Genomic DNA, 24,232 nt, shown 5'->3' with positions numbered 1-24,232 from the left:
AAAAATATGAGTCTCGTATTTCAGAATATTGCTAGCGGCAGTACAGGAAGCGGCAAAGCCACAGCTGCAGGAACCAAACCAGCGGCTGGAACGACAGGTACAGCTGGAGTAAGCGCTGCAGGCGGCGCGTTTAACCAGTCACTGGAGCAAATGATGTCCGGGGAAGCAGCACCAAACAGTGCTGGAGCCATGATTGGTGCAGGCACTCTGCTGGAGGGTCTGATGAAACTAGCAGGGCTGAGCTCATCCGGCGATGATGCGGACGGCAATGGTGAGGATCTGATGAAACTCCTGCAAAGTATGCTGGGCGATACGGACAAGCTGGATGAAGCAGTGGCAGCGGATCCGGAGCTGCTCGCAGCGCTCCAAGGTTGGCTTCAGCAAATTCAGAATCTGTTAAGTCAAGCAAATCCGGGCGGGAATGAAACCGTGGAAGAGAATGCAAGTGCTTTGACAGGACCGTTGTCCGAGAACCCTGCGACAATCCGCTTTGTGCTTCAGGACGGTCTGGCCCAGCTGGTTTCCATGCTTCAAAAAACTGAAGGGAACGGAGATGCTCCCCTTCAGGCGATGCAGCTTCTGCAATCCTTTCAGGACATTATGGGCGATGTAGCTATGGTGCAGCCGAAACAAACAGAAAAGTCCAATGTGTTACCGCAGGGGAATCCCTTGAAACCAAGTGCTTCCTTGACTGGAACAGAGGCAAAGCGTTTGAGTACGCTGCTGGATTTCATTCAACAAAGCCAAGATAGCAGCGGATTGAACAACAGTCAGCAGACGGTTTCGCCGATCGCCAAAAACGCATCTTCTGATCACTCGCTGAGCTCTTTGTTCAAGGGCGAACAAGCAGCGGTGAAACAAGCGGCAACGACCGAGAAGCAAGAGCCTGCAAGCGATGTATTCAGCACTCAAAACACGATTACGGCAGGCCAACTGGTGCTTAGACAAGGGATTAACTCTTCGGTCAAGAGTACGGCTCCCGTACCTGTTGAGAAGTTTTCCGAAGAAATGACCGGTTTTGTCGTGAATAAGCTGGACTTTGTCAAGGCACAGGGCATTTCGGAGGCAAGGATCACCTTATACCCGGAACGTCTGGGGCAGGTGGATATCAAATTGACCATGCAAAATGGCCAACTGGTAGCCCAGTTTACGGCCGAGCATGCGGCGACAAAAGATTTGCTGGAACAGCAGATGAGTCAGCTGCGTTCCTCGCTGCAAACGCAAGGCGTGCAGGTTGAAAAGCTTGTCGTCACCCATAATCAGTCGCTTCAATCGCAAATGTATCAGGACGGTCGTCAATCGGGACCGGGACAGCAGCAATCCAATCGCCGTTCCAAGGAAAAAGAAGCACCGACCGATGATGCTCTCAAAATTGCTGAACTCGGCGATGAGCTGAACGAATGGCTGGCGGAACAGGAACAAGCCGATGCCGGAAACACGTTTACGGCTAAGGCATAAAGACGGAGGTGAAAAACGATGGCATCTGAAAACTTTTCCACACCCAATATTTGGCCAAATTATTCGGCATCGAATGTAGCACGGGCCAGTACCAAAACGCAAACGCTGGGTAAAGACCAGTTTCTCAGCATTCTGATTACGCAGCTGCAGAATCAGGATCCAATGCAGCCGATGGAAGACAAGGAATTCATCGCCCAAATGGCACAGTTCTCCTCGGTAGAGCAGCTCATGAACATTTCCAATCAATTGACCGCAATGAACCAGTCTCTCGGGAATGTATCAGGCTTGATAGGCAAAGAAATCACATGGCTGGACTCCGGAAGTTCGGAAAATGGCACCGACGGTGGAACGGGCGAACTGAAGTCCGGCATTGTCGACTCCATATTGGTTAAGGATGGCGTGCAATACGCGGCGGTAGGTTCTTCGGCAATACCACTCACGAAGGTGATTGAGATCAAAGATGCACCAAAAGAAGACACATCAACACCTGTAGATCCAGCGAATCCGGCCGATCCTGCGGATCCTTCAACGGATGGCGAGTCAACACCGACTGACACGAGTACGCCCGGAAGCGGTGAATCCATATGAGCGAACGCTTGACGATCGGGCAGCTATATCCATCCAAGATATATCCTGCAGCACAGAATGCAGCCCAGCGGAGTTCGCAACAGGAAACATCTCAAACCTCGTTTAACCAGATATTCAAGGACGAACTGCTGAAATTCAGCAATCATGCGGCCAAGAGGCTGGAACAAAGAGGCATTGAACTGAAGGGTGAACAATTGGCCCAGATTCAGAGCGCTGTCGATAAAGCGGCTGCCAAAGGAAGTAAAGAATCGCTGATCCTGATGAAGGACATGGCGCTCATTGTAAATGTAGCGAACCGCACCGTTGTGACGGCGATGGACGGAAACTCGATGAAAGACAATGTTTTTACTCAAATTGATAGTGCGGTTGTCATATCTTGACCTGGCTGGCCCGACAGGAGAGCCAGTGGACTGCTGATCGCCAGATGCGGTCCATGACCTATTAGAGGAGGAAATTTTCAATGTTGAGATCTATGTATTCAGGCGTTTCAGGCATGCGCGGTTTTCAAACCAAGCTTGATGTTATCGGGAACAACATCGCAAACGTGAATACGATCGGCTTCAAATCCGGCCGCGTCATGTTCAAAGATGTGATGAGCCAGACGGTTTCGGGGGTCACTGCGCCGAATGATACCGAGCAAGGCGGCGTGAACTCCAAGCAAATCGGCCTCGGGGTTTCGGTAGGCTCCATCGATACCGTTCACTTGGGCGGCAGTGCGATGACGACGAATAATCCTACCGATGTGCGGATTGACGGGGACGGATTTTTCCTGGTCAAACTGAATGGGGATCAAGACGTACCTTTCCTGACGCGTGCCGGCGATTTTCATGTGGATGCGCAAAAGCATCTCGTAACTTCGGACGGTCTTTATGTGTGCGACTCTGAAGGAGAGCCTATTACATTGAATGACGATGCTACAGCGTTCTCCATCTCCCAGGATGGAACCATTGTGCAGAAGCTGGCAGATGGCGAGAACGATACGAATATCAAACTCGGCGTGGCCAAAGTGATTAATCCGGAAGGACTTGAAAAAATCGGCGGCAATCTGTACCGCATGACGATCAATGCCAATCCGGACGGAGAGCTTGAACCGACAACTGCGAACAATGCCGAAGCTGGAACCGGAGCGATCGTAGCCGGACAACTCGAAATGTCGAACGTTGATCTGACGGGTGAATTTACTGAAATGATCGTAGCGCAGCGCGGATTCCAGGCTAACTCGCGTATCATCACGACTTCTGATGAAGTGCTTCAGGAAATCGTAAATCTGAAGCGTTAGTAGATTGAATTAGCGGGAGAGGCTCGCCTCTCCCACATTTCCATAGGAGGCCTGCTATGATTTCTGTTACCCGGTTAAACGGCTCACCATTATGGCTGAACGCTCTGCTTATCGAAACAGTGGAAGAAACGCCAGACACATATATTACATTGGTCACGGGCAAACGCATGATCGTTTTGGAGAAAGCAGCGGAGGTCATTTCCTTGGTGAAACAATACAATCAGGAAATCGGCGTTCATAATGCCACAATAAAAGTGCAACAAATGGAGGAAAACTCATGAAGAAAATGCTGCCTTGGCTGATTACTATACTTCTGGCTATTACACTGATCGTGGTTGCTGTGGTTCTGCTTACGCCCCAGTTGCTCGGAAAAGACAACAACAATTCGAACACTGCGGCCCAGGCGACCGAGGTGAAAAAATTATCAGCGGATGAACTTGTGGAAATGACATCTGAAATTACAGATATCAAGACCAATCTTGCAGATCAGGATTATATCGTATTGATGAATTTTGCGTTCCAATTGAACGATAAGAAATCCAAAGAAGAATTCGACAAGATCAAAGAGTTCAGAATCAAGCCGATTATTATCAAAACTCTTGCCGATACCAAGCCTGATGAGCTGAGAGGCTCGAACGGCAAGGACCAATTAAGCGCAAAATTGATCAATCTGATCAATAAAACCCTGACTGAGGGAAAGCTGACTCAAATCGAAATTACGAATTATATTTTAACTTCGCTCTAGAACCCAAGACAATCCTACAAGGGGGTGAGATGATTGGTTGATGTATTATCGCAGAATGAGATTGATGCCCTGCTGGCCGCGCTTTCGTCCGGTGAGATGGATGCGGAGGAATTGAAAAAAGAGGATACCCAGAAAAAGGTCCGCTCATACGACTTCAAACGGGCGGTTCGTTTTTCCAAGGATCATATTCGCAGCTTGACACGTATCCATGAAAACTTTGCGCGCTACTTGACGACATACTTCTCCGCACAGCTGAGGACTTTTGTCCAAATTAGTGTAGTTCAGGTCGAACAGCTTCCGTATGACGAGTTTATCCGCTCGATTCCCAAAATGACGATTCTGAATATTTTCGAAGCCGAGCCGCTAAAAGGAAGAATGGTGCTTGAAGTTCATCCGAACGTCGCGTATGCCATGCTGGATCGTCTACTGGGTGGAGTTGGTAATGCTCCGACGAAGATTAACACGCTGACAGAAATTGAGACTACGATCATGGAACGGATATTCAGCCGCGCCTTCGATAGTCTGGCAGAGGCATGGAAGACCGTAATGGACATCTCACCTCGGATGGAAGCGATGGAAACGAACCCGCAGTTTATGCAAATTGTATCGCCGAACGAGACGATTGCACTCATATCTCTAAGCACCAAAATAGGGGATACCACAGGGATGATTAATCTGTGCATACCGCATGTCGTGCTTGAACCGATTATGTCTAAGCTGTCGGCGCATCAATGGTTTGTTTCTGAAAAGAAATCCAGTGTACCTGAAGAAGCTGAGTCTTTGAAATACCGGATCAGCCAGGCGAAATTAAATATCATTGCCGAGCTTGGAAATTCCCAAATTTCCATCTCCGAATTTTTGGGTTTAAGCGTAGGAGATGTGATTAGCCTGAACAAAACGGTAGAAACCGGGCTGTCCATCAAAGTGGGAGACCGTCTTAAATTCATTGGAAGTCCAGGAACGCTTAAGGACCGGGTAGCCGTTCAAATCGACGAAATTGTCAGCGAAGGAGTTGAGGAATTTGACGAGTAACGAATATTTGTCACAAGAAGAAATTGACGCTTTGCTCAAGCAATCCGAATCGGATTATTCCGGAAGCGCAGGCGGAAGCACTGTTGATGATTATTTGACTCCTCTGGAGCAGGATGCTCTGGGCGAGATTGGAAATATCACCTTTGGCAGCGCGGCAACGGCACTATCCACCCTGCTCGGCAAAAAGGTGGAGATTACGACACCGAAAGTATCGATCATCACGCGTGAAGAGTTTGAATCTGAATTTCCTAAACCTCATGTAGCCGTTCATGTCACGTATGTAGACGGGTTTGAAGGCATCAATTCGCTCGTGATCAAGACGCGTGATGCTCAGGTTATCGCAGACCTGATGCTTGGCGGAGAAGGCAATCCTGAGGATCAGGAGCTGAATGAAATACATATCAGCGCCGTGCAGGAAGCGATGAATCAAATGATGGGATCATCGGCAACCTCCATGTCCACGATCTTCAACCGGTTCGTGAATATCTCTCCTCCGGGGATCGATATTCTGGATGTGTCAAGCGGAGATGGAGTCAGCAGTCTCCCGGCCGAGCAGACGCTGATTAAAATCTCGTTCCGGTTAACGATCGGGGATCTGATCGATTCAACCATTATGCAGCTCCTTCCGGTCCATTTTTCCAAAGATATGGTCAACATGCTGATCCACGGAACGGAGCCGGCTGAACAGGTGATTCAGGAAACGGCGACAGCGGTTCAGGCTGAAGAGCCTGCAGCGAACGTGCAGTCTGCACAGGTAGTGCAGCAGCCGTCAACGCCCGCGCAGCAGCCTCCTGTACATCAGGAAGGATACGGAGCTTCTGCTCCGGGAATGCCGCCGACAACGCCAGGCTACGGATACGATCCGAACCAGCAGATGCCTCAATACGGAATGCCTCAACACTATGGAACACAGCATAACCGCAACGTGAATGTCCAACCGGTGCAGTTCTCAAACCTACAATCCGGTGCATTCGGGTCAGTCGATCAAAATAATTTAAACTTATTGATGGACATTCCTCTTAAAGTCACCGTAGAATTAGGAAGGACCCAAAAGCAAATTAAGGATATCTTGGAAATGTCTCAAGGATCAATCATCGAACTGGACAAGCTTGCCGGAGAGCCGGTGGATATTCTTGTAAACAACAAGCTGATCGCCAAAGGCGAGGTCGTTGTTATCGATGAGAACTTTGGTGTACGTGTCACAGACATTCTCAGCCAATGGGACCGAATACAAAAATTACAATAAGCAAAATTTAGGGAGGATTTTTAATCAATGGCTAACCGTATTCTTATCGTGGATGATGCTGCATTTATGAGAATGATGATCCGTGATATTTTATCTAAAAATGGTTTTGAAGTAGTAGGAGAGGCTCAGGATGGAGCACAGGCAATCGAGAAATTCAAAGAGCTTCGCCCGGATCTGATTACGATGGATATCACGATGCCTGAAATGGACGGTATTGCCGCTCTGAAAGAAATCAAAAAGCTCGATCCGAGCGCCAAAGTCATCATGTGCTCCGCAATGGGCCAACAGGCAATGGTAATCGACGCAATCCAGGCAGGTGCCAAGGACTTTATCGTGAAGCCGTTCCAGACAGACCGCGTTATCGAAGCCATTAACAAGACGCTCGGCGTTTAGGTTTCCCATGATTAGCGCCGCGGAGGATACGATCCAAAGCCCGGGAAATTATGCCTTATATCTGGTGTATGTCATTGTTGTTCTGGCCGTCATCGTTGCACTGATCATTCTTTTAATCCGTTTTCTGGGCAAGAAGAACAAGACTTGGTTTACCAGTCGTGCAGTTCGGACCTTGAGTGCTGTTGGGCTCGGTCCGAACAAATCCCTTCAGATTATTGAAATCGGCAGCAGTCTGTATCTGGTCGGCGTTGGCGAGGACATCCGTCTTGTGGACAAGATCACGGAACCGGAGGAAGTGAAACTGATCATGGAGGCTTTTGAGCAAGAATCGAGTTCTCAGTCAGGTCCGCTTGCCCCGTTGCTTGAAAAACTGGCTTCCAGATTTCGCAAGCAAGGTCCGGTGTCGGAGGAAATTGAACTGGAGGATACATCATCTTTTCACGAAGTTTTTGACGAGAAGCTGCGTAAAATGTCTACCCGAAAGGAAAAGATGGAGGAGCTTCTTCGCGAAGACAATACTACAGATCGGTTGAGGGATCCATGAAAAAGAAGGTTTTGCTAGCTTGCATCGTTTTATCGGTTATTAGTTTGCTTGCAATAACAGCGGCTTTTGCTGATCCCATTCCCAATATCGATATCAAGGTGGGCGATTCAGGAGGCAAACCGAGCACCAGCTCATTATCCATTTTACTCCTGGTTACTGTCATCAGCATCGCGCCAGCGCTGCTCGTGCTGATGACAAGCTTCACCCGGATTGTGGTCGTACTTGGATTTGTGCGAACATCTCTCGGAACCCAGCAAATGCCACCCAATCAGGTGCTGATAGGCTTAGCCCTGTTTCTGACACTGTTTGTGATGACACCAACGTTTTCATCGATCAATGATGTTGCCCTACAGCCTTATCTGAAAGGTGAAATTACCCAGACGCAAGCTCTGGATAAAGCTGCTGAGCCGATGAAAAAGTTCATGTTCTCGCAAACGAGGGAAAAAGACCTGCTGTTATTTATGAAATACACCAAGACGGAAAAGCCCAAAACCTATAAGGACATTCCCCTTACGGTTATGGTGCCTGCTTTTGCAATCAGTGAACTAAAAACAGCGTTTCAAATGGGCTTTATGATATTCATACCGTTTCTTATTATAGATATTGTCGTCGCCAGTACGCTGATGGCCATGGGGATGATGATGCTTCCTCCGGTCATGATTTCGTTGCCGTTTAAAATTCTGCTGTTTGTGCTTGTCGATGGATGGTATCTGGTCGTCAAGTCACTGCTGATGAGTTTTAATACATGATGCGTGAAAAATGCGAAGGAGGCCGGTTATGAATTCGGATTTTATTATCGGACTCGCAGGACAGGCGGTATATACCGTGCTGAAGGTCAGCGCACCCATGCTGTTGCTAGGTCTGATTGTCGGTCTGATTGTAAGTATTTTTCAGGCCACAACGCAGATTCAGGAGCAGACGCTGGCGTTCATTCCGAAGATCGTGGCCGTTCTGCTGGCGATCCTGCTGTTTGGTCCATGGATTTTGACGACTCTGGTGGATTTCACTTTTAATATTCTTAACAATCTATACAAATATATCGGGTAGGCGGTACGGTCTATGAACATGCTGCTAGAAAGCCTGCCGGTCTTCATGCTTATCTTTTGTCGAATTACCTCTTTTTTTGTTGTAGCTCCCGTGCTTTCTTCCAAGGGAGTACCCAATGTCTTCAAGATCGGTATGTGCTTTTTTCTGTCCGTACTCGTTTTTTTGACTTATGGCGTACATCAGGAGATTCCTGCTGATATGACTTATATATTGCTGATTATCAGAGAAGTCCTGATAGGTCTTTTGTTAGGTTTTGTAGCCTACATGCTCTTTATGGTCATTCAAACGGCAGGTGCGTTTATTGACATCCAGATCGGTTTTGGCATTGCGAATGTCATTGATCCAATGACCGGTCAGTCATCACCCGTACTGGGGAATTTCAAGTATATGTTCGCCGTACTCTTGTTCCTTACGATGAATGGACACCACTTTTTGCTGGACGGTATTATTCGCAGCTATGATTGGGTGCCACTGTCGAATGATTTCTTTCTCAAGCTGTATAACGGAAGTATTTCGGAGTTTTTAGTCAAAACATTCGGCCAATCGTTTGTTCTGGCCTTTCAAATGTCGGCGCCGATTGTCACCGCGTTATTTCTGACCGATTTAGGGCTCGGATTCCTGGCCCGTACGGCTCCGCAGTTTAACGTGTTTGTCATTGGGATGCCGCTTAAAGTGATCGTAGGCTTGGTTGTGCTGGTGCTGCTCGTACCCAGTTTTTCTTACATATTCGGCGATCTGTTCAACATTATGTTCGAATCGATGCAGAAGCTGCTGGGGATCATGGGGCACAGGCCGACATAAGCGGGATGGAGGAGCGACAGGAGTGTCCTACAGGTATCCACTGGATTTGCAGTTGTTCGCCGGTGAGAAAACAGAAAAAGCGACACCCAAGAAGCGGCAGGATACCCGCAAAAAAGGTCAGGTCGCCAAAAGCCAGGAGCTGTCCGGCGCTGTTGTGCTGCTTGCCTCCTTTTTAAGTTTGCTGATGTTCGGCGGATTTATCAAAGAACATATCGTGGAACTGTTTAAGGATGTATTTGTAAATCGTCTGAATGAAGATGTATCCATCGGCAATGTCATGAACATGACGATGCAATATGTCGTTCAGATTTTGATTCTGCTAGCCCCGCTATTCGTGACAACGATCGTTGTCGCATTAGTCGCCAATGTGGCACAGGTGGGATTCATGCTTTCGGGAGAAACTTTGAAGCCTAAATTCAGCAAGCTGAATCCGATTAAAGGCTTTAAAAATATCTTCTCGGTACGATCTTTAGTGGAGTTTTTGAAATCGATCTTCAAAATCACAGTAATCGGGCTGCTAGTCTATCAGACCTTATCAGGCGCTTTGCCGGAAATCGGCAAGCTCTCGGAAATGAACATTGAGAAAACCTTTCATTTCGTGGCCGGCCTGACGATGAATCTGGGACTGAAGATTGGGGCTGCCCTGTTTGCCATGGCTATACTGGATTTTTTATATCAGCGTTATGAATTCGAGAAGAGCATAAGAATGTCCAAGCAGGACATCAAGGATGAGTACAAAAAAATGGAAGGTGATCCGCTGATCAAAGGCAAGATCAGGGAACGCCAGCGCAGAATGGCTATGCAGCGCATGATGCAGGAAGTGCCGAAGGCGGATGTCGTCATTACTAACCCAACTCACTTTGCAGTGGCTTTGAAGTATGACGGTTCGCAAATGGAAGCTCCGCAGATTGTAGCGAAGGGTCAGGATTTTGTAGCTCTGCGCATCAAGGAAATCGCCAAAGAAAACGGCGTCATTACAATGGAAAACAGACCTCTCGCCCGCGCCCTGTACCAAAGAGGGGAGATCGGGGATTCCATTCCCGCCGATTTGTTCCAGGCCGTGGCTGAAGTTTTGGCATATGTATACAAATTAAAAGGCAAGGTTAAATAACCCAGGGATCGGAGGCAGTGAAGCCATTGAAAATGAAAGAGATTACGGTATTACTAGGTGTCATCGGCATCGTTCTCATGATGATTCTTCCGATCCCGACATGGCTTTTGGACATATTGCTTGTCATTAATATCTCACTGGCTCTGCTGATACTGCTAGTGGCCATGAATACGAAGGAAGCATTGCAGTTCTCGATCTTCCCTTCATTACTATTAATTACTACACTGTTTCGACTAGCGCTAAACATCTCCACTACTAAATTGATTTTGTCCGAAGGTTTTGCCGGTACCGTGGTATCCACCTTCGGCAGTTGGATAGCACGAGGCCAGATCGCCGTTGGTTTTATCGTCTTCCTGATTTTGGTGGTCGTGCAGTTTATCGTTATTACCAAAGGTTCTGAACGGGTTGCGGAAGTAGCCGCACGCTTTACCCTCGACGCTATGCCAGGTAAGCAAATGAGCATCGACGCGGATTTGAATGCGGGTTTGATCAATGAGCAGCAGGCTCGTGAGCGCCGTAGAAAAGTGGAGCGCGAAGCAGATTATTATGGAGCCATGGATGGCGCAACCAAATTTGTCAAAGGCGATGCCATTGCCAGCATCATTATCCTGATCATCAACTTAGTTGGCGGTTTTATCATCGGGATGTCGATGCTTGGATTAAGCTTTAGCGATGCATTGTCGACTTATTCGGTTCTGACCATCGGTGACGGGCTGGTGAGCCAAATTCCAGCACTTCTGATCTCGACGGCGTCAGGTTTGATCGTGACGCGTTCTTCATCGGAAGGCAATCTGGCAAGCGACCTTACAGAGCAGCTGATGTCTTATCCGAAGCTGCTGTATATCGTAGGCGGAACCGTTGCCCTGTTAGGTTTCTTTACTCCGATTCATATCATTACGACGTTGCCGCTTGCGTTAATTCTCTTATATGCAGCTTATAACATGCAGAAAAACATGGCACGAAAGCAGATCGAAGTGGAGCAGCAGGAAGAAGAGCAGCAGATCGAAGAAGTTCGGAGTCCGGAAAGTGTCATCAATCTGCTGCAGGTTGATCCGATCGAATTTGAATTTGGTTATGGACTGATTCCGCTGGCTGATGTTCAGCAAGGCGGTGATCTGCTGGACCGGATTATCATGATACGCAGACAATGCGCACTTGAACTAGGTCTTGTCGTGCCAGTTATCCGAATTCGCGACAATATTCAACTAAAACCGAATGAATATGTCATAAAAATTAAAGGGAATAACGTGGGCGGCGGTGAATTATTACTAAATCACTACCTCGCCATGAGTCCCGGGTATGATGACGAAAGCATTTCCGGGATTGAAACACTGGAACCCGCCTTTGGTCTCCCTGCATTGTGGATTGATGAAACGACCAAAGAACGTGCAGAGCTCTCAGGTTATACTGTTGTGGATCCGCCATCTGTTGTGGCTACCCATTTAACCGAACTCATTAAGAAGCATGCGCACGAGTTGATTGGGCGTCAGGAGACCAAAACGCTGGTCGACAATTTGCGAGAAAATTATCCTGTCCTTGTCGACGAGCTGATTCCAAGCGTTCTGGGTATCGGCGATGTGCAGAAGGTGCTTGCCAAACTTCTCCGTGAGAAAATATCGATTCGCGATCTCGTAACGATTTTCGAGTCCTTGGCTGACTACGGTCAATATACGAAGGATCCCGACGTATTGACGGAATACGTGAGACAAGCACTTTCCAGACAGATTACACAACAGTTCTCCCAGGAAGGGGAAACGCTGAAAGTCATTACCGTGGGTCCTACGCTGGAGAAGAAAATCGCCGAAAGCGTTCAGCAATCGGATCAGGGCAGTTATCTGGCCATGGATCCGATGTCCACACAAACGGTTTATCAAAAGCTCAGTGAGCAGGTGAACCGATTGCTTCAATCCGGGCAGCAGCCGATATTGCTGACTTCGCCCACGATCCGCATGTATTTGCGTCAAGTGATCGAGCGGACGATGCAGGATATACCGGTGCTTTCTTACAGTGAACTGGAACCAAATGTTGAAATTCAAAGCGTCGGAGTGGTGAATTTATGAGAGTAAAGCGTTATCTGGTCGATACGATGCCTGAAGCTATGCTCCAGATCCGCAAAGACCTTGGCAGCGATGCCGTCATACTCAGCACGAAGGAGACCAAGATCGGCGGTTTCCTGGGTTTGTTCAGACAAAAGAAAATCGAAGTTGTCGCGGCGGTGGAGAATGAAGAGCAGGTCAAGAACAATAAGCCGCAGCCTGCTGCGGCCCGCAATTCCGTGGCCGTTCCGAAAAAAGCTGTACCGCAGGCGTATAAAAAAACAGCAGAATTGACCTCTTCTGCGCATGCTGCAAGCGCAGCTTCCGAAATGGCTGCAGCTTCTACGACATCGGCTCCCGACCAGAAAGAATATGCGCCGGAAGTCGCTGCTCGTTCAGAGGTCTCCTTTTCCAACAACCTTGAAGATATATTGGCAACGAAAGAATTTGAAGAAGGCCAAGCTGTGAAGCTCAGCGAGCAAATCTTAGTGAAATCCCAGGAATCTTTTCCTCCGAATAAAGACAATGAGAGATTAGAAAATCTTTCGAGATCTACAGCAGAAGACAAACTTTTGGAGGAATTGCGTGAGATGAAGGCCTGGATGGCTAAAATCTCCCGTCAATCCGCGATGCAGCAGACGCTTCCCGAAGTGCTGCAGAAACTACAGGATCAGCTTTTGCAGCAGGATATCGATGCAGACATTATCCAAGAATGGATTGGAGCTGCACATGAGTTCTGGGAACGAAACGGGAAAACATCGGATGAGGCTGAACTCGAAACATTCATGCGCGACCAAATCAAGTCATTTCTCTCTAACCGTTTTGGCGGAGGGATAGCACAGGATACGAAGATCGTCTATGTTGCGGGACCTACCGGGGTCGGGAAGACAACCACGATTGCCAAACTGGCTGCGGAGCAGCTGTTCAAGTATCACAGGAAAGTAGGTTTTATCACTTCTGATACCTACCGGATTTCTGCAGTGGAGCAGCTCAGAACGTATGCCTCCATTTTAAATGTTCCGCTTGAGGTGGTCCAATCTCCAGGTGATATGCAGCGCTCGCTTCAGCGTCTCAACTACTGTGATCTTATACTGATGGATACGGCGGGACGCAACTACCGCAACGAGCTTCTTGTATCCGAGCTCCAGAGTTTATTTTCTCCGGAAGAAAAGAGTGAAACCTATCTGGTTCTCAGTCTTACCTCCAAAACGCGGGATATGATGAAAATTACAGAGCATTTCAGCAAGTACGGTCTGGATAAGGTTATTTTTACGAAACTGGACGAGACCGGCAGTTACGGCTCCATTATTAATCTGATTCATGAGTATCCATTACTCCTCTCATATATGACCAATGGTCAAAATGTTCCTGATGATTTGATTTTACCGGGAGATCAGACCCTTGGCAGCTTACTGCTGGGAGAAGAGAGTACATGACAGATCAGGCACAGACATTAAGAGATTTGGTCATGAAGCGCGAACGCGAACGTTCCAGCGAAACGGCAGGCATCAGCACACAGAAAACCGCCAAACTTATTACGGTGACGAGCGGGAAAGGGGGCGTAGGTAAGTCCAACTTCACGTTGAATTTTGCACTTGCACTGCAATCTTTAGGGAAACGTGTTCTGGTCTTTGATGCTGATATCGGCATGGCTAACATTGACGTTTTGATGGGAGTTTCTGCTAAATACAACCTCTACCATCTATTACGTCGTGAGAAGCGCATCGATGAAATCATCGAACGGGGTCCAGGGTTACTGTCTTTTATCGCAGGCGGATCCGGCATGTCGGATCTGTTTTCCTTGTCGCAAAGTGATTTGGACTATTTCTCCGAGCAAATCGAAGGTATCGCAGAGGAAATGGATTATATTATTTTTGATACTGGAGCAGGGCTGTCGAAGGAGAATTTCAACTTTATTCACTCGGCGGACGAGTGTCTGGTCGTTACAACGCCTGAGCCAACGTCAATCACCGATGCCTATGCTCTGATCAAAGTCGTGAGCGCGAAGGATGAAAAGACTGCATTTAAGCTCATCGTCAACCGCGCAGCGGATGAGAAAGAAGCAATACAGACAGCGGATAAAATAATAATGGCGGCACAGAGATTTTTAAATGTCCAGATCTCTGTGCTTGGATACATTAGCGAAGACCACCATGTTGTACAGGCAGTGAAAAAACAAGTTCCTTTTTCAACGGCTTTTCCGAATTGTGCTGCGGCGCGGGATATACAGCGATTAGCTTATCGTTACATGACTGTACCGGCTTCCCCGGAACCAGGTGCCTTGACAGGAATCAAAGGATTCATGCAAAAGTGGCTTCGTCGAACAAAATGATTCTTCGGTAATAGGGAACAGGGGTGTGAAATGGCATGACGCCTTACAAAGTCGTAGTGGTAGATGACTCGGCATTTATGCGCAAAATATTTTCGGATCTGATTGAGAAGGATCCCGCATTTCAGGTCATAGACACAGCCGTGAATGGTAGGGAAGCCGTTGAGAAAATAACGAGGCTAAAGCCTGATGTCGTTACAATGGATGTAGAAATGCCGGAAATGAACGGGCTGGAGGCTTTGAAGCTGATTATGGCTGAAGATCCGCTTCCGGTGATCATGCTGTCCGGGATTAACGAGGAGGGGATGAAGGAAACCATCATTGCTCTGGAATCCGGGGCTTTTGATTTTATCCGCAAGCCATCCTTAACGTATTCCCAGCATATCGAACAAGTCGGGGACGCGCTGCTTGAACAGTTGAAAGCTGCAATGAATGCACGTGAACGAAGAGCGGCATTCCGTGCGGAGGAAGAGAAGCGGAAGCAGCAAAAGAAAGAATCGGTACAACCTCTGCCAAGTCCTTCTTCCGTCTTGAAAGCCAATGTCTCAAAAGCGGGCAGGACCAAGGCGGAGCCGGCCAAACGCCTAACGCCTCTTCCGAAAAAATCGGAACCGTTAGTGAAAAAGAAGGAGAGCCAACTCCTGGCGAAGCAAGAAAAATCAGCTCTTCACCTGCCCAATCCTAAGCGCGAAGTTGCTGCCGCCGAGGAATTTATTGCACCGGCGGCGCCTGCATCAACGGGGATTCCCGCTGCTGGGATTGAACGGGATGCCTTTCAGCATATCGTGGCGATCGGGTGTTCCACCGGTGGGCCTAGGGCATTGAAGGCTGTTCTCGAAAAGATTCCAGCAGATTTGCCCGCCCCTGTAGTCATCGTGCAGCATATGCCACCAAATTTCACCAAGTCATTAGCCCAACGCCTCAATTCCTTCAGCCCTTTGGAGGTCTTGGAGGCGGAGCATGGAATGGCTCTGAAAGCGGGAGTTGCTTATATTGCTCCCGGGGGTAAGCACATGAGGGTTTCTCAAGGCTCAGGCGGAAGATATTCGCTGATTCTTTCAGACGATGAGCCGTTAAATGGCCATAAGCCATCGGTTGATGTTCTGTTTGAATCGCTGCTGCCGCTGACATCCCTGCGGCGTCATGCCGTATTGATGACTGGAATGGGCAGCGATGGAGCGCGCATGATGAAACGATTGTATGACTCGGGCGTATCCAGCACTTTTGCCGAGAGCGAGGAAACATGTATTGTGTACGGCATGCCCCGTTCGGCGGTTGAGCTGAATTGTGTAAGCCATGTTTTACCTCTTCAAGAAATCGCAGTCGGTGTAACCCGTGCTGTGAAGTAACGGAAAGCGAACTCATAAAGGAGGTGTCTCACAATGGACATGAACCAATACCTATCCATGTTTATTGATGAGTCCAACGATCATCTGCAATCACTAAACGAAAATATGCTCCTGCTTGAAGGTAGTCCCAATGATCTCTCGATTGTACAAGTTATTTTCCGTTCGGCGCATACCTTGAAAGGTATGGCTGCGACGATGGGCTTTGAAGATATGGCTTCTCTTACCCACCAGATGGAAAATGTACTGGACCTGGTCAGAAATGAAAAACTTGCGATGCAGGATTTCATATTCGATACGTTATTTAAAGGTCTGGATGCATTAGAATCCATGGTACAAGATATCACCGAAGGCGGCGAAGGCAAAGCGGATGTTTCCGAGATCGTTGCATCGCTACAAGCGATTGTCAGAGGAGAAGATCCGTCGGGCAAAGGAACTGGCGCCGCGGCTCAAGCTTCTGCATCCGCACCTAAGGTCGGTGCTGCCATTCAATTGGATGAATTCCAGTATTCTGTTTTGAATCAATCCATCGCAGACGGGCACCGCGTCTTGTATCTAGATGTGCATATACGTGAAAACTGTCAGCTCAAGGCTGTACGTGCGTATATGGTGTTTGATTTGCTGGAGAGATCAGGCGAAGTCGTAAAATCCTCTCCGTCCGTCCAGGACATTGAACAGGAAAAGTTTGAACACAGCTTCTCTCTTTATTACATAACACTAAAGGATCCTGCAGAACTGGAAAGCCAAATTTTAAATGTGTCGGAGATCGACAAAGTCACGGTTATGGAGCTTGATCAGGAATCGTTGCAGCAAATGAGCGAGCTTGGTTCGGCATCGCAAGAAGCTGCCGCCGTTGCAGAAGCGCCTGCGAAAGAAGAAGCTGCGAATGCGGTAACCACACAGGCGGAAGCCAAGGAGCAGACAGGACAGAAACAAACTCCGCAAGCTCCTGCAGCTAAAACGCCTTCCAAAACTGGGGGCGCTGCGCCGTCCCGTACCATCCGCGTGGATATTGAACGTCTTGACGTATTAATGAATTTATTCAGCGAATTATTGATTGACCGTGTTCGTCTGGAGCAGCTTGCCAGCGAGGTTCAAAATCATGCACTGACGGAGACGGTTGAGCATATGAGCCGCGTCAGCTCCGATTTGCAGGATATTGTCATGAAACTTCGGATGGTTCCAGTCGATACGGTCTTCAATCGTTTCCCTCGCATGATCCGTGATTTGGCCAAGTCGCTGGATAAAAAAGTGGATTTGATCATTACCGGCGCAGAAACAGAGCTTGACCGGACTGTTATTGATGAAATCGGGGACCCGCTTGTCCATCTTCTGAGAAATGCAGTGGATCATGGCATTGAACCGATTGCGGACCGGATCAGCAGCGGCAAACCGGAAACAGGTACCGTTCATCTTCGCGCTTTTCACAGTGGAAACCATGTCTTCATCGAAATTGAAGAGGACGGACGCGGCATTTACCGTGAGAATATCCTGAAGACAGCCATTAAAAAAGGTGTGGTCACTCAGGAACAGGCATCGGCCATGTCCGATGAGGAAGTGAATCAACTGCTGTTCGCACCGGGTTTTAGTACCGCCGAAAAAATCTCTGACGTTTCGGGACGCGGCGTTGGTCTTGATGTCGTCAATGCAAAAATCACCTCGCTTGGCGGACAAGTCACGATCTATTCTACACCGGGCAAGGGAACGAACTTCTCGGTGCAGCTGCCGCTCACATTGTCGATTATCGCTGCGATGATGGTGAAAATGGGATCCGAAAAATATGCTATTCCGCTCTCGTCGATTGTTGAAACCGGAATTGTACGCAAAGAACAAATACGCACGGTTCACGGCAACAAGATGGTTGAGTTCAGAGGGCAGCATATCCCGCTGATTTCACTCAGCAAAATCTTTAATATTAAGGACTTTAATGAACATGAAGAGGCAGAGACTGAAATCATCGTTATCCATAAAGGTGAACGCCTGGCTGCACTAGCGATTGACGAATTTATCGGACAGAACGAAATCGTTCTGAAGAGCCTTGGCAAATACCTGCCGCAGATCAAAGGCATTTCAGGTGCCACGATTCTTGGAGACGGACAGGTAGCGCTGATTCTCGATCCAAATGTGTTTATAAAATAGACAAGGCATCTAAATATAAAATGTACTGAGTTGTGCTTACCCGAGCCTGTATTCATAAAAGGAGGTTTTTCTCATGGGAGAAGAAATCAAGGTTATCGTATTTAAACTGGGTAGCGAGGAATACGGAATAGAAGTGGATAAGGTTCAGACCATTGAGCGCATGCTTCCGATTACAAGAGTACCCAAGACATACACCTTTGTAAGAGGGGTCATCAATCTGCGCGGTGTGGTCATTCCGGTGATTGATCTGCGCGGACGTTTCGGTCTGCCAGAAGGGGAATACACCGATCAGACCCGAATTATTATCGTTGCCGTGAATGACATGGAAGTCGGATTTATCGTGGATTCCGCCAATGACGTCATCGATCTTCATACTGACCGCATTGAGACTCCTCCAGAAGTGGTTGGGGGCATTAAGGCGAAATATCTGGATGGAGTCGCCAAAATCGGCGATGATCGTTTGCTGATCATGCTGAATCTGTCCGAAGTTCTCAACAAAAATGAAATTATCCAATTGGAAAGCTTAGAGGAGTAGCCCGTGGATGTCTTTAAACATTTTAAAGAATTCAAAATGGATGTTCTGAAGGAAGTCGGAAATATTGGTGCCGGCAATGCTGCGACAGCATTGTCCCGGCTCCTGAACAAACCGGTAGACATGGCCGTACCTAAAGTGCAGCTTCTGCCGTTTGAAGAGATATCTGAAAAGGTAGGAGGCGCCGAGCAGGTCGTGATTGCCATCTTCCTGCGTGTCGAAGGCGATGCGCCGGGCAATCTCTTCTTCATCTTAAGTCCGGAAGCCGCCAAGAGCCTGCTTAAAAGACTTGTAGGCATTCATCCTGAGGCGGACGGCTTATTTAATGAAATGGAACTATCGGCACTGAGTGAAATCGGTAATATTTTGGCAGGATCTTACTTATCATCATTGGCTGACTTTACGAAACTGTCCATGTCCCCTACCGTTCCGGCGCTGGCGATGGACATGGCGGGTGCGATTCTCAGCTATGGACTGCTGCAGTTCGGACAAATGGGAGACGATGCCCTTTTGATCGATACAACGTTCCTTGAGGGCGATCACGAGGTCGAGGGTCAGTTTTTCTTGATTCCGGATCCGGATTCGTTCGCCAAAATCTTTCAATCGCTGGGAGTACCTGTAGATCATGATTGAAGAGCAAAGCATCGTGAAAGTAGGTATGGCCGATCTGAATGTGGTCATGCGTTCCGGAATCATCCGTACGGTCGGCCTGGGCTCCTGCATCGGACTTACGATGTATGATCCTCAGCTTAAAGTGGCCGGTATGGCGCATGTGATGCTTCCTTCCTCGGATATTGCCCGAGAAGGACAGCTAAATATTGCGAAATACGCGGACACGGCCTTGCCTGCTCTTCTCGACAAGCTTGTGGAATTAGGTGCTTCCCCCTCGCGCATCGTCGCCAAAATGGCAGGAGGCTCGCAGATGTTCGCATTTGCCGGCACCGGGGACACCATGAGAATCGGACCGCGGAACGTGGAGTCCTGCAAGCTAAAGCTGGCAGAGCTTCACATTCCGCTCATAGCAGAAGACACTGGCGGAAACTACGGGCGTACAATCGAACTGGATGCAAGTACGGGAATATTGTATATCCGCAGTGTACAAACGGGTGTAAAGGAAATGTAGCCATGAAAGGAAATCTGCGGTTTAATCTGGTATTTGGCGTTATTGGGTTTATATTGACCCTGTTATTTTCTTTGACGAATAATTTATTCATGACAAGTGTTATACGTGGCCTTGTGTCGTTTGTTATATGGTTTGTTCTAGCTTTTCTGCTCCGGTGGGCATGGACTGCGGTCAGTGCCCCTCCGGCAGAAGAAGCGCCGGTGAGCGGAAAAGATGAGGACATGCCTACGGGCAACCAATTAGACTTGACGACTCCCGATGAAAGTGACGAGCTGAACGAACTGTTGAAGCAAAAACCCGACCTTTCCAATGAACGCGGTGCTGGTTTTACACCACTCCAACCGCCGAAACTGGTCTCGACAAAGGATCCTGAAGAATTGGCCAAAGCGGTTCGTCACCTGACAGAAAAATAAGGAGGGTGAGGGTAAGTGAACGAGCGTAAAACAACTTCTCATCTGAATCACGCCGAGCTTTGGGAACAGTGGAAGGAATATGGTAGTCTGGAAGCGAAGAAGAGATTGATCGAGAATTATTTGCATATCGTGGACTATGTATCCAGCCGTCTTGCGATTGGGCTGCCGAAAAATGTCTCCAAGGACGATTTGGCTAGCAATGGGGTCATGGGCTTGATCGATGCGGTAGACAAGTTTGATTACAAACGCGGTCTCCAATTCGAGACCTATGCATCTTTCCGGGTCCGTGGAGCGATACTGGACTCTCTGCGTCAGGGAGACTGGGTTCCTCGTTCCGTCCGCGAAAAGGCTAAAAAAATCGAAGATGCCTACCAGCAGCTGGAACAAAAGCATCTTCGTTCTGTTTCGGATTCCGAAATGAGCGACTATATGAACGTCTCGGAAAAAGAGTTTCACCATATGTTGCAAGAAGTGGCGGTCATGTCGCTTTGCTCACTGGAGGATCCCATCCGGGAGGAAGAATCCGAAACACGCCTTTCCATCATGGTGGATGACAAGGCTAAAAATCCTGATTACAAAGTCAATGAGTTTTATTTGAAGGAATCATTGATCAAAGGGCTGGAGAAGCTCACCGAAAAAGAACGTACCGTTGTATCATTGCTATACTATGAAGATTTATCACTTAGCGAGATTGCCGAAGTTATGTCGCTTTCGCCTTCGAGAATTTCTCAACTGCACTCCAAAGCGATTTTACGACTGCGTGGAACGCTGGAAAAACATCGGGATTTGCTTATGCAAAACGATTAAAATGCTGTAGAAATAGAGGGGAGGAAAAGGATTGACAGCCCAATTAGCGTTGGATACCTTTTTAAGTGTTACGTTTTCTGATGATAAGAGCGTTGCATATATACAATTTTCAAAGCGTGAAGAGGGCTTTAAGTGTACGGAAGACGAATTGATGTTGTTTTTGCGCAGCCACCAGATTCAGTTTGGCATTGAACGCGATATCATTAGCCGGATTGCCAGTCATCCGGAGGAGTATATGTTCAGCCGCACCCCGGTCGCGATGGGGGAACAACCCGTCAGTGGCAAGGATGGATATGTTGAATATGCTTTTAAGCTGCGAGATGAACGGGAACAGAAGCCGTTGGAGACCGCGGACGGCAAGGTCGACTATAAAGAACTGCTGAGTTTGAACAATGTGATTAAGGGACAGCTGATTGCCAAGAAGGTACCTCCCCAGCCGGGGAAGCCGGGTACCTCGGTGACCGGAGATTTGATTCCTTTCAAGCCGGGAAAAGAAGCTTTTTTTAAAGTAGGCAAAAACGTTGTTCTCGATCCTGAACAAGTAGCTATGTATGCCGCCATAGACGGACTCATCGCGACCACTGATAAAGGAAAAGTCAACGTGTTTCCGGTATATGAAGTCAATGGTGACGTTGATTACAGCGTTGGTAATATCGACTTTGTGGGCACTGTCGTTATCCGCGGTAATGTTCTGACTGGATTCCGAGTAAAGGCAGCAGGGGATATCCGCGTTGTCGGCGGTGTAGAAGGTGCAGAACTGGATGCCGAAGGGTCCATTGAGATCACGAGCGGAATTATCGGTTACAACAAGGGATACGTTAAAGCCGGCAGAAACGTCAAAAGCTCGTTTATTCAGGACGGAAATGTCATTGCGGGAGAAGACGTTATCGTATCTCAGAGCATCATGCATTCCAACATACGTGCAGGAAAAAACATAATCTGCAATGGAACCAAAGGCTTGATTGTCGGAGGAAGCATTCAAGCTGGTGAAAGGGTGACAGCCCGTACCGTTGGAAATAGTATGTCGACAATGACCTCCATTGAAGTGGGAGTGCAGCCTGAGCTTCGAAATGAGCTGACCGATCTTCGGGCACGGACCAAACAATTACTGGAAGCGCTTGATAAGACGGATAAAGCTTTGCATCTCCTGAATCAGTTGGCTTCTACAGGCCAGTTGACACCGGATAAGGTAGCCCTCCGTGTTAAACTTAATGCGACCAAAAAGTCGAACCAGCGTGAACAGACAGAAGTTAAGGAACGCATCCTTGAAATTGAGAAGACTCTTGAAGATACGGTCAAGGCCAGAGTAGACATCATCAAAATGATCTACGGAGGTGCGAAGATCGTTATAGGCAGATATACGCGATTCATCAAGGATCCTGCGGAACGCGTTTCTTTGTATTATCATGAGGGCGATATTTCAATGGTACCCTATATTTAAATCGACCAGCACATGCTGGGCTCTTGATGCTCGGCCATCCTTTGCAGGCAGGTGAATCCCGTGAGCATGAAATCGGTAGAAATGCAAATCGCCATTCCCCGTACGACAGAAGCTGGCAAGGTACAGAACGATGTTCACCATAGAACTTCGCAAGAGCAGCAGTTTCTGGCAGGACAGCAGCAGAAGGAAACTCAGGAGCTCCGCATGCGTAGTTCGGGTATCGATGAGACGGCTAATGCGGCCGTAAGGGATGACGGAAAACAACATTCCTCCAAAGACGGGGAAAAACAGTCGCAACATTCCAAACAGGAGCAGGAGGAGCATCATGATGCGGCACATCCTTTTAAGGGCCACCATCTTGATGTTTCGCTGTAGTTGATCAAAATTCACTTCATGTTATTGAAAATAAGCAGTTAAAGGGGAACAAAAGGTTTGGAACCGTGGATGATTGTCGTTATTCTGGGCGCTGCCGCCATTGTATATGCTCTCATGCTGCCTAAACGGCAAGTCGACAAGTCTTCTTCAGACAAAGAAAAGATGGTTCAGGAAGTAGAAGCGACACTTGAGCAGTATATGTATGATATCGAAAGAGAAAACGAAGAACTGGTTGAGCTGATCGGTCAAATGAAGCAGGAAACTGCATCCAGGCAGCTTGCGCAGCAGGAACAGCTCACTGAAATGCGGCAGCGGCTGTTACAACTCGAACAGCAAAATCTTCAATACGAGGGACGCCTATCTTCGGTAGAGCTGGGGAGTCAACAAGCTGCTTCTGTCCTGCTTGCGCAGTTTCAGGAAGGTGCAGCAGCTCAGCAGCCCCGCGTTGAACAGGAAGTTCTGATGCAAGCGGAGGCGGACTCGGTTGCACAGACGCTGGAGCCGTCCATCAGGGAACGTTATCCCGATCTTTTTGAACTGCATGCTCAAGGCAAGTCGGTGGATGGTATCGCCAAACTGATCGGTATGCAGAGAGGCGAGGTACAGCTTATTCTTCAGCTTTCCAAACAGGAGGGATCGCTGTGATCAAAAATCGTTCATTCATGATCGGTCTGGGCAGCGGTTTACTGGTGGGAGTCCTTTTGCTCCAACTGATGAATGCGGGTGCGAATCAAGAGATTCTTTCCCAGACAACGGAAGCGGGCAAGCTGACCAAAGAGCAATTGCAGGAACAGGCGGAAGCTATGGATATGAAAGTGATTGATGCTGAAGATAAGCTTATGACTGAAGAGGAATGGAAGCGGCAAATGATCGATAAGAGCTCGAAGGCTCAGGGGACCGATGCGAAGACTCCGGATGCGGGGAATAAGACGGAAGAGCCGAAGACGCCCGAACAACCGGTTTCTCCGACTTCGAAGATCAACGATCAAGCACCGAAAGCGCAAAAGCCAGTTGTCAGCAAAAATCCTGAAAAACCCGCATCTCCTTCCGTAAACGTGAAAATCGCGAGCGGCAGCAATTTGACTGCGGTTGCCGACAAACTGAAACAGTCGGGTATTATTTCGGATACAGCTTCTTTTATTAAAAAAGGCAGAAGTCAAAAAATGAGTACGAAGATCCAGTCCGGCACATTTGAATTTACTCCGGGAGAGGATTTCAATAGTATTATCGCCAAAATTACGACAAAACCGCCTAGCTGATGGGACATGCAGCCAGACGGTTTTTTTATTCCGTATTCTTGGAGAAAAAAGCCTTGGAATAGGCGTTGCATCAGTCATTCACTTATGGTATATTAAATGACGGTGTTAAAACACACGCTGTCGGATTTCGTAAAGGGTGCTTTCCTGATGGAAAGTCTTGACGGGAAATGAAAGCAGCGGAGGACACA

Annotated in this window: 28 protein-coding genes; all 28 read left to right on the top strand. The window is 48.1% G+C overall.

All coding sequences use genetic code 11. The features are described 5' to 3' along the window. The first annotated feature begins 6 nt into the window (after positions 1-6). The 28 genes from GRF59_RS07875 (at position 7) to GRF59_RS07740 (ending at position 24,044) form a co-directional block, all read left to right on the top strand. On the top strand, positions 7-1,458 hold the full coding sequence (locus tag GRF59_RS07875) for a flagellar hook-length control protein FliK (RefSeq protein WP_160497041.1): 1,452 nt from the start codon (positions 7-9) through the stop codon (positions 1,456-1,458). Between the two features lie 18 nt (positions 1,459-1,476). After that, on the top strand, positions 1,477-2,046 hold the full coding sequence (locus tag GRF59_RS07870; protein WP_160497040.1) for a flagellar hook capping FlgD N-terminal domain-containing protein: 570 nt from the start codon (positions 1,477-1,479) through the stop codon (positions 2,044-2,046). Next, the gene (locus GRF59_RS07865) at positions 2,043-2,426 is read left to right on the top strand and encodes a TIGR02530 family flagellar biosynthesis protein (RefSeq protein WP_160497039.1); all 384 of its coding nucleotides are present in this window, start codon (positions 2,043-2,045) and stop codon (positions 2,424-2,426) included. Before GRF59_RS07870 ends, GRF59_RS07865 begins: the two co-directional genes overlap by 4 nt. 80 nt (positions 2,427-2,506) lie before the next feature. Then, positions 2,507-3,325, top strand: coding sequence for a flagellar basal body rod protein FlgG (gene flgG / locus GRF59_RS07860; protein ID WP_160497038.1), 819 nt, complete (start codon positions 2,507-2,509; stop codon positions 3,323-3,325). A gap of 56 nt (positions 3,326-3,381) precedes the next feature. Then, the gene (locus tag GRF59_RS07855; protein ID WP_160497037.1) at positions 3,382-3,606 is read left to right on the top strand and encodes a flagellar FlbD family protein; all 225 of its coding nucleotides are present in this window, start codon (positions 3,382-3,384) and stop codon (positions 3,604-3,606) included. Beyond that, a complete protein-coding gene (locus GRF59_RS07850) occupies positions 3,603-4,070 on the top strand; it encodes a flagellar basal body-associated FliL family protein (protein ID WP_160497036.1) in 468 nt (155 codons plus the stop codon). The genes GRF59_RS07855 and GRF59_RS07850 overlap by 4 nt, the downstream gene beginning before the upstream one ends. A 33-nt stretch (positions 4,071-4,103) precedes the next feature. Further along, a complete protein-coding gene (gene fliM / locus GRF59_RS07845) occupies positions 4,104-5,102 on the top strand; it encodes a flagellar motor switch protein FliM (RefSeq protein ID WP_160497035.1) in 999 nt (332 codons plus the stop codon). Then, on the top strand, positions 5,092-6,348 hold the full coding sequence (fliY, locus tag GRF59_RS07840; protein WP_160497034.1) for a flagellar motor switch phosphatase FliY: 1,257 nt from the start codon (positions 5,092-5,094) through the stop codon (positions 6,346-6,348). The genes fliM and fliY overlap by 11 nt, the downstream gene beginning before the upstream one ends. A 27-nt stretch (positions 6,349-6,375) precedes the next feature. Then, the gene (locus GRF59_RS07835) at positions 6,376-6,741 is read left to right on the top strand and encodes a response regulator (protein WP_127607528.1); all 366 of its coding nucleotides are present in this window, start codon (positions 6,376-6,378) and stop codon (positions 6,739-6,741) included. Positions 6,742-6,748: 7 nt separating this feature from the next. Next, complete coding sequence (locus GRF59_RS07830; RefSeq protein ID WP_160497033.1) at positions 6,749-7,285, top strand: flagellar biosynthetic protein FliO; 537 nt, start codon at positions 6,749-6,751, stop codon at positions 7,283-7,285. Then, positions 7,282-8,034, top strand: a complete 753-nt coding sequence (fliP, locus tag GRF59_RS07825) for a flagellar type III secretion system pore protein FliP (RefSeq protein ID WP_160497032.1) — start codon at positions 7,282-7,284, stop codon at positions 8,032-8,034. Before GRF59_RS07830 ends, fliP begins: the two co-directional genes overlap by 4 nt. 28 nt (positions 8,035-8,062) lie before the next feature. Further along, entirely contained in the window at positions 8,063-8,332 is a 270-nt protein-coding gene (gene fliQ / locus GRF59_RS07820; protein WP_160497031.1) for a flagellar biosynthesis protein FliQ, read from the top strand. A gap of 12 nt (positions 8,333-8,344) precedes the next feature. Further along, positions 8,345-9,133: a flagellar biosynthetic protein FliR gene (gene fliR, locus GRF59_RS07815; RefSeq protein WP_160497030.1), complete on the top strand. Its 789-nt coding sequence runs from the start codon at positions 8,345-8,347 to the stop codon at positions 9,131-9,133. Positions 9,134-9,155: 22 nt separating this feature from the next. Beyond that, entirely contained in the window at positions 9,156-10,244 is a 1,089-nt protein-coding gene (gene flhB, locus GRF59_RS07810; protein WP_160497029.1) for a flagellar biosynthesis protein FlhB, read from the top strand. 26 nt (positions 10,245-10,270) lie between these two features. Further along, positions 10,271-12,304 (top strand): flagellar biosynthesis protein FlhA, encoded by a 2,034-nt coding sequence (flhA, locus tag GRF59_RS07805; protein ID WP_160498185.1) that lies wholly within the window; start codon positions 10,271-10,273, stop codon positions 12,302-12,304. After that, positions 12,301-13,716, top strand: a complete 1,416-nt coding sequence (gene flhF, locus GRF59_RS07800) for a flagellar biosynthesis GTPase FlhF (protein ID WP_160497028.1) — start codon at positions 12,301-12,303, stop codon at positions 13,714-13,716. The genes flhA and flhF overlap by 4 nt, the downstream gene beginning before the upstream one ends. After that, on the top strand, positions 13,713-14,612 hold the full coding sequence (locus GRF59_RS07795; RefSeq protein WP_160497027.1) for a MinD/ParA family protein: 900 nt from the start codon (positions 13,713-13,715) through the stop codon (positions 14,610-14,612). The genes flhF and GRF59_RS07795 overlap by 4 nt, the downstream gene beginning before the upstream one ends. A gap of 35 nt (positions 14,613-14,647) precedes the next feature. Then, the gene (locus GRF59_RS07790) at positions 14,648-15,958 is read left to right on the top strand and encodes a protein-glutamate methylesterase/protein-glutamine glutaminase (RefSeq protein ID WP_160497026.1); all 1,311 of its coding nucleotides are present in this window, start codon (positions 14,648-14,650) and stop codon (positions 15,956-15,958) included. A 33-nt stretch (positions 15,959-15,991) separates the two neighbouring features. Further along, a complete protein-coding gene (locus tag GRF59_RS07785) occupies positions 15,992-18,094 on the top strand; it encodes a chemotaxis protein CheA (RefSeq protein WP_160497025.1) in 2,103 nt (700 codons plus the stop codon). Between the two features lie 73 nt (positions 18,095-18,167). Further along, a complete protein-coding gene (locus GRF59_RS07780; RefSeq protein ID WP_160497024.1) occupies positions 18,168-18,629 on the top strand; it encodes a chemotaxis protein CheW in 462 nt (153 codons plus the stop codon). A gap of 36 nt (positions 18,630-18,665) precedes the next feature. Then, complete coding sequence (locus tag GRF59_RS07775; protein WP_202128617.1) at positions 18,666-19,259, top strand: chemotaxis protein CheC; 594 nt, start codon at positions 18,666-18,668, stop codon at positions 19,257-19,259. Beyond that, positions 19,252-19,749 carry a chemotaxis protein CheD gene (locus tag GRF59_RS07770; protein ID WP_160497022.1) on the top strand — a complete coding sequence of 166 codons (498 nt, stop codon included), beginning with the start codon at positions 19,252-19,254 and terminating at the stop codon, positions 19,747-19,749. Before GRF59_RS07775 ends, GRF59_RS07770 begins: the two co-directional genes overlap by 8 nt. A gap of 2 nt (positions 19,750-19,751) precedes the next feature. Next, positions 19,752-20,162, top strand: a complete 411-nt coding sequence (locus GRF59_RS07765; protein WP_160497021.1) for a hypothetical protein — start codon at positions 19,752-19,754, stop codon at positions 20,160-20,162. A 15-nt stretch (positions 20,163-20,177) separates the two neighbouring features. Next, positions 20,178-20,969 (top strand): FliA/WhiG family RNA polymerase sigma factor, encoded by a 792-nt coding sequence (locus tag GRF59_RS07760; protein WP_160497020.1) that lies wholly within the window; start codon positions 20,178-20,180, stop codon positions 20,967-20,969. A gap of 31 nt (positions 20,970-21,000) precedes the next feature. Continuing rightward, the gene (locus tag GRF59_RS07755) at positions 21,001-22,410 is read left to right on the top strand and encodes a DUF342 domain-containing protein (RefSeq protein ID WP_160497019.1); all 1,410 of its coding nucleotides are present in this window, start codon (positions 21,001-21,003) and stop codon (positions 22,408-22,410) included. A gap of 66 nt (positions 22,411-22,476) precedes the next feature. After that, on the top strand, positions 22,477-22,785 hold the full coding sequence (locus tag GRF59_RS07750; protein WP_202128511.1) for a hypothetical protein: 309 nt from the start codon (positions 22,477-22,479) through the stop codon (positions 22,783-22,785). Between the two features lie 57 nt (positions 22,786-22,842). Further along, positions 22,843-23,430, top strand: a complete 588-nt coding sequence (locus GRF59_RS07745; protein ID WP_237391671.1) for a hypothetical protein — start codon at positions 22,843-22,845, stop codon at positions 23,428-23,430. Further along, positions 23,427-24,044: an endolytic transglycosylase MltG gene (locus GRF59_RS07740; protein ID WP_160497017.1), complete on the top strand. Its 618-nt coding sequence runs from the start codon at positions 23,427-23,429 to the stop codon at positions 24,042-24,044. Before GRF59_RS07745 ends, GRF59_RS07740 begins: the two co-directional genes overlap by 4 nt. The last annotated feature ends 188 nt before the right edge of the window (positions 24,045-24,232 follow it).

The sequence above is a fragment of the Paenibacillus dendrobii genome, assembly GCF_009807035.1.
In the GTDB taxonomy this organism is placed as follows: domain Bacteria; phylum Bacillota; class Bacilli; order Paenibacillales; family Paenibacillaceae; genus Paenibacillus_AQ; species Paenibacillus_AQ dendrobii.
Note: the sequence above shows the minus strand (reverse complement) of the source record. Positions and strands in the feature narration are given on the sequence as shown.

Bases quoted from the DNA above. Each gene is read 5' to 3' on its own strand.
- GRF59_RS07765 (WP_160497021.1), top strand. From the start codon at position 19,752: ATGAAAGGAAATCTGCGGTTTAATCTGGTATTTGGCGTTATTGGGTTT.
- GRF59_RS07875 (WP_160497041.1), top strand. From the start codon at position 7: ATGAGTCTCGTATTTCAGAATATTGCTAGCGGCAGTACAGGAAGCGGC.
- GRF59_RS07855 (WP_160497037.1), top strand. From the start codon at position 3,382: ATGATTTCTGTTACCCGGTTAAACGGCTCACCATTATGGCTGAACGCT.
- GRF59_RS07795 (WP_160497027.1), top strand. From the start codon at position 13,713: ATGACAGATCAGGCACAGACATTAAGAGATTTGGTCATGAAGCGCGAA.
- fliQ (WP_160497031.1), top strand. From the start codon at position 8,063: ATGAATTCGGATTTTATTATCGGACTCGCAGGACAGGCGGTATATACC.
- GRF59_RS07785 (WP_160497025.1), top strand. From the start codon at position 15,992: ATGGACATGAACCAATACCTATCCATGTTTATTGATGAGTCCAACGAT.
- GRF59_RS07830 (WP_160497033.1), top strand. From the start codon at position 6,749: ATGATTAGCGCCGCGGAGGATACGATCCAAAGCCCGGGAAATTATGCC.
- GRF59_RS07780 (WP_160497024.1), top strand. From the start codon at position 18,168: ATGGGAGAAGAAATCAAGGTTATCGTATTTAAACTGGGTAGCGAGGAA.
- GRF59_RS07750 (WP_202128511.1), top strand. From the start codon at position 22,477: ATGAAATCGGTAGAAATGCAAATCGCCATTCCCCGTACGACAGAAGCT.
- GRF59_RS07865 (WP_160497039.1), top strand. From the start codon at position 2,043: ATGAGCGAACGCTTGACGATCGGGCAGCTATATCCATCCAAGATATAT.
- GRF59_RS07870 (WP_160497040.1), top strand. From the start codon at position 1,477: ATGGCATCTGAAAACTTTTCCACACCCAATATTTGGCCAAATTATTCG.
- flhF (WP_160497028.1), top strand. From the start codon at position 12,301: ATGAGAGTAAAGCGTTATCTGGTCGATACGATGCCTGAAGCTATGCTC.
- flgG (WP_160497038.1), top strand. From the start codon at position 2,507: ATGTTGAGATCTATGTATTCAGGCGTTTCAGGCATGCGCGGTTTTCAA.
- GRF59_RS07790 (WP_160497026.1), top strand. From the start codon at position 14,648: ATGACGCCTTACAAAGTCGTAGTGGTAGATGACTCGGCATTTATGCGC.
- GRF59_RS07835 (WP_127607528.1), top strand. From the start codon at position 6,376: ATGGCTAACCGTATTCTTATCGTGGATGATGCTGCATTTATGAGAATG.
- fliP (WP_160497032.1), top strand. From the start codon at position 7,282: ATGAAAAAGAAGGTTTTGCTAGCTTGCATCGTTTTATCGGTTATTAGT.
- GRF59_RS07850 (WP_160497036.1), top strand. From the start codon at position 3,603: ATGAAGAAAATGCTGCCTTGGCTGATTACTATACTTCTGGCTATTACA.
- GRF59_RS07775 (WP_202128617.1), top strand. From the start codon at position 18,666: ATGGATGTTCTGAAGGAAGTCGGAAATATTGGTGCCGGCAATGCTGCG.
- GRF59_RS07770 (WP_160497022.1), top strand. From the start codon at position 19,252: ATGATTGAAGAGCAAAGCATCGTGAAAGTAGGTATGGCCGATCTGAAT.
- fliR (WP_160497030.1), top strand. From the start codon at position 8,345: ATGAACATGCTGCTAGAAAGCCTGCCGGTCTTCATGCTTATCTTTTGT.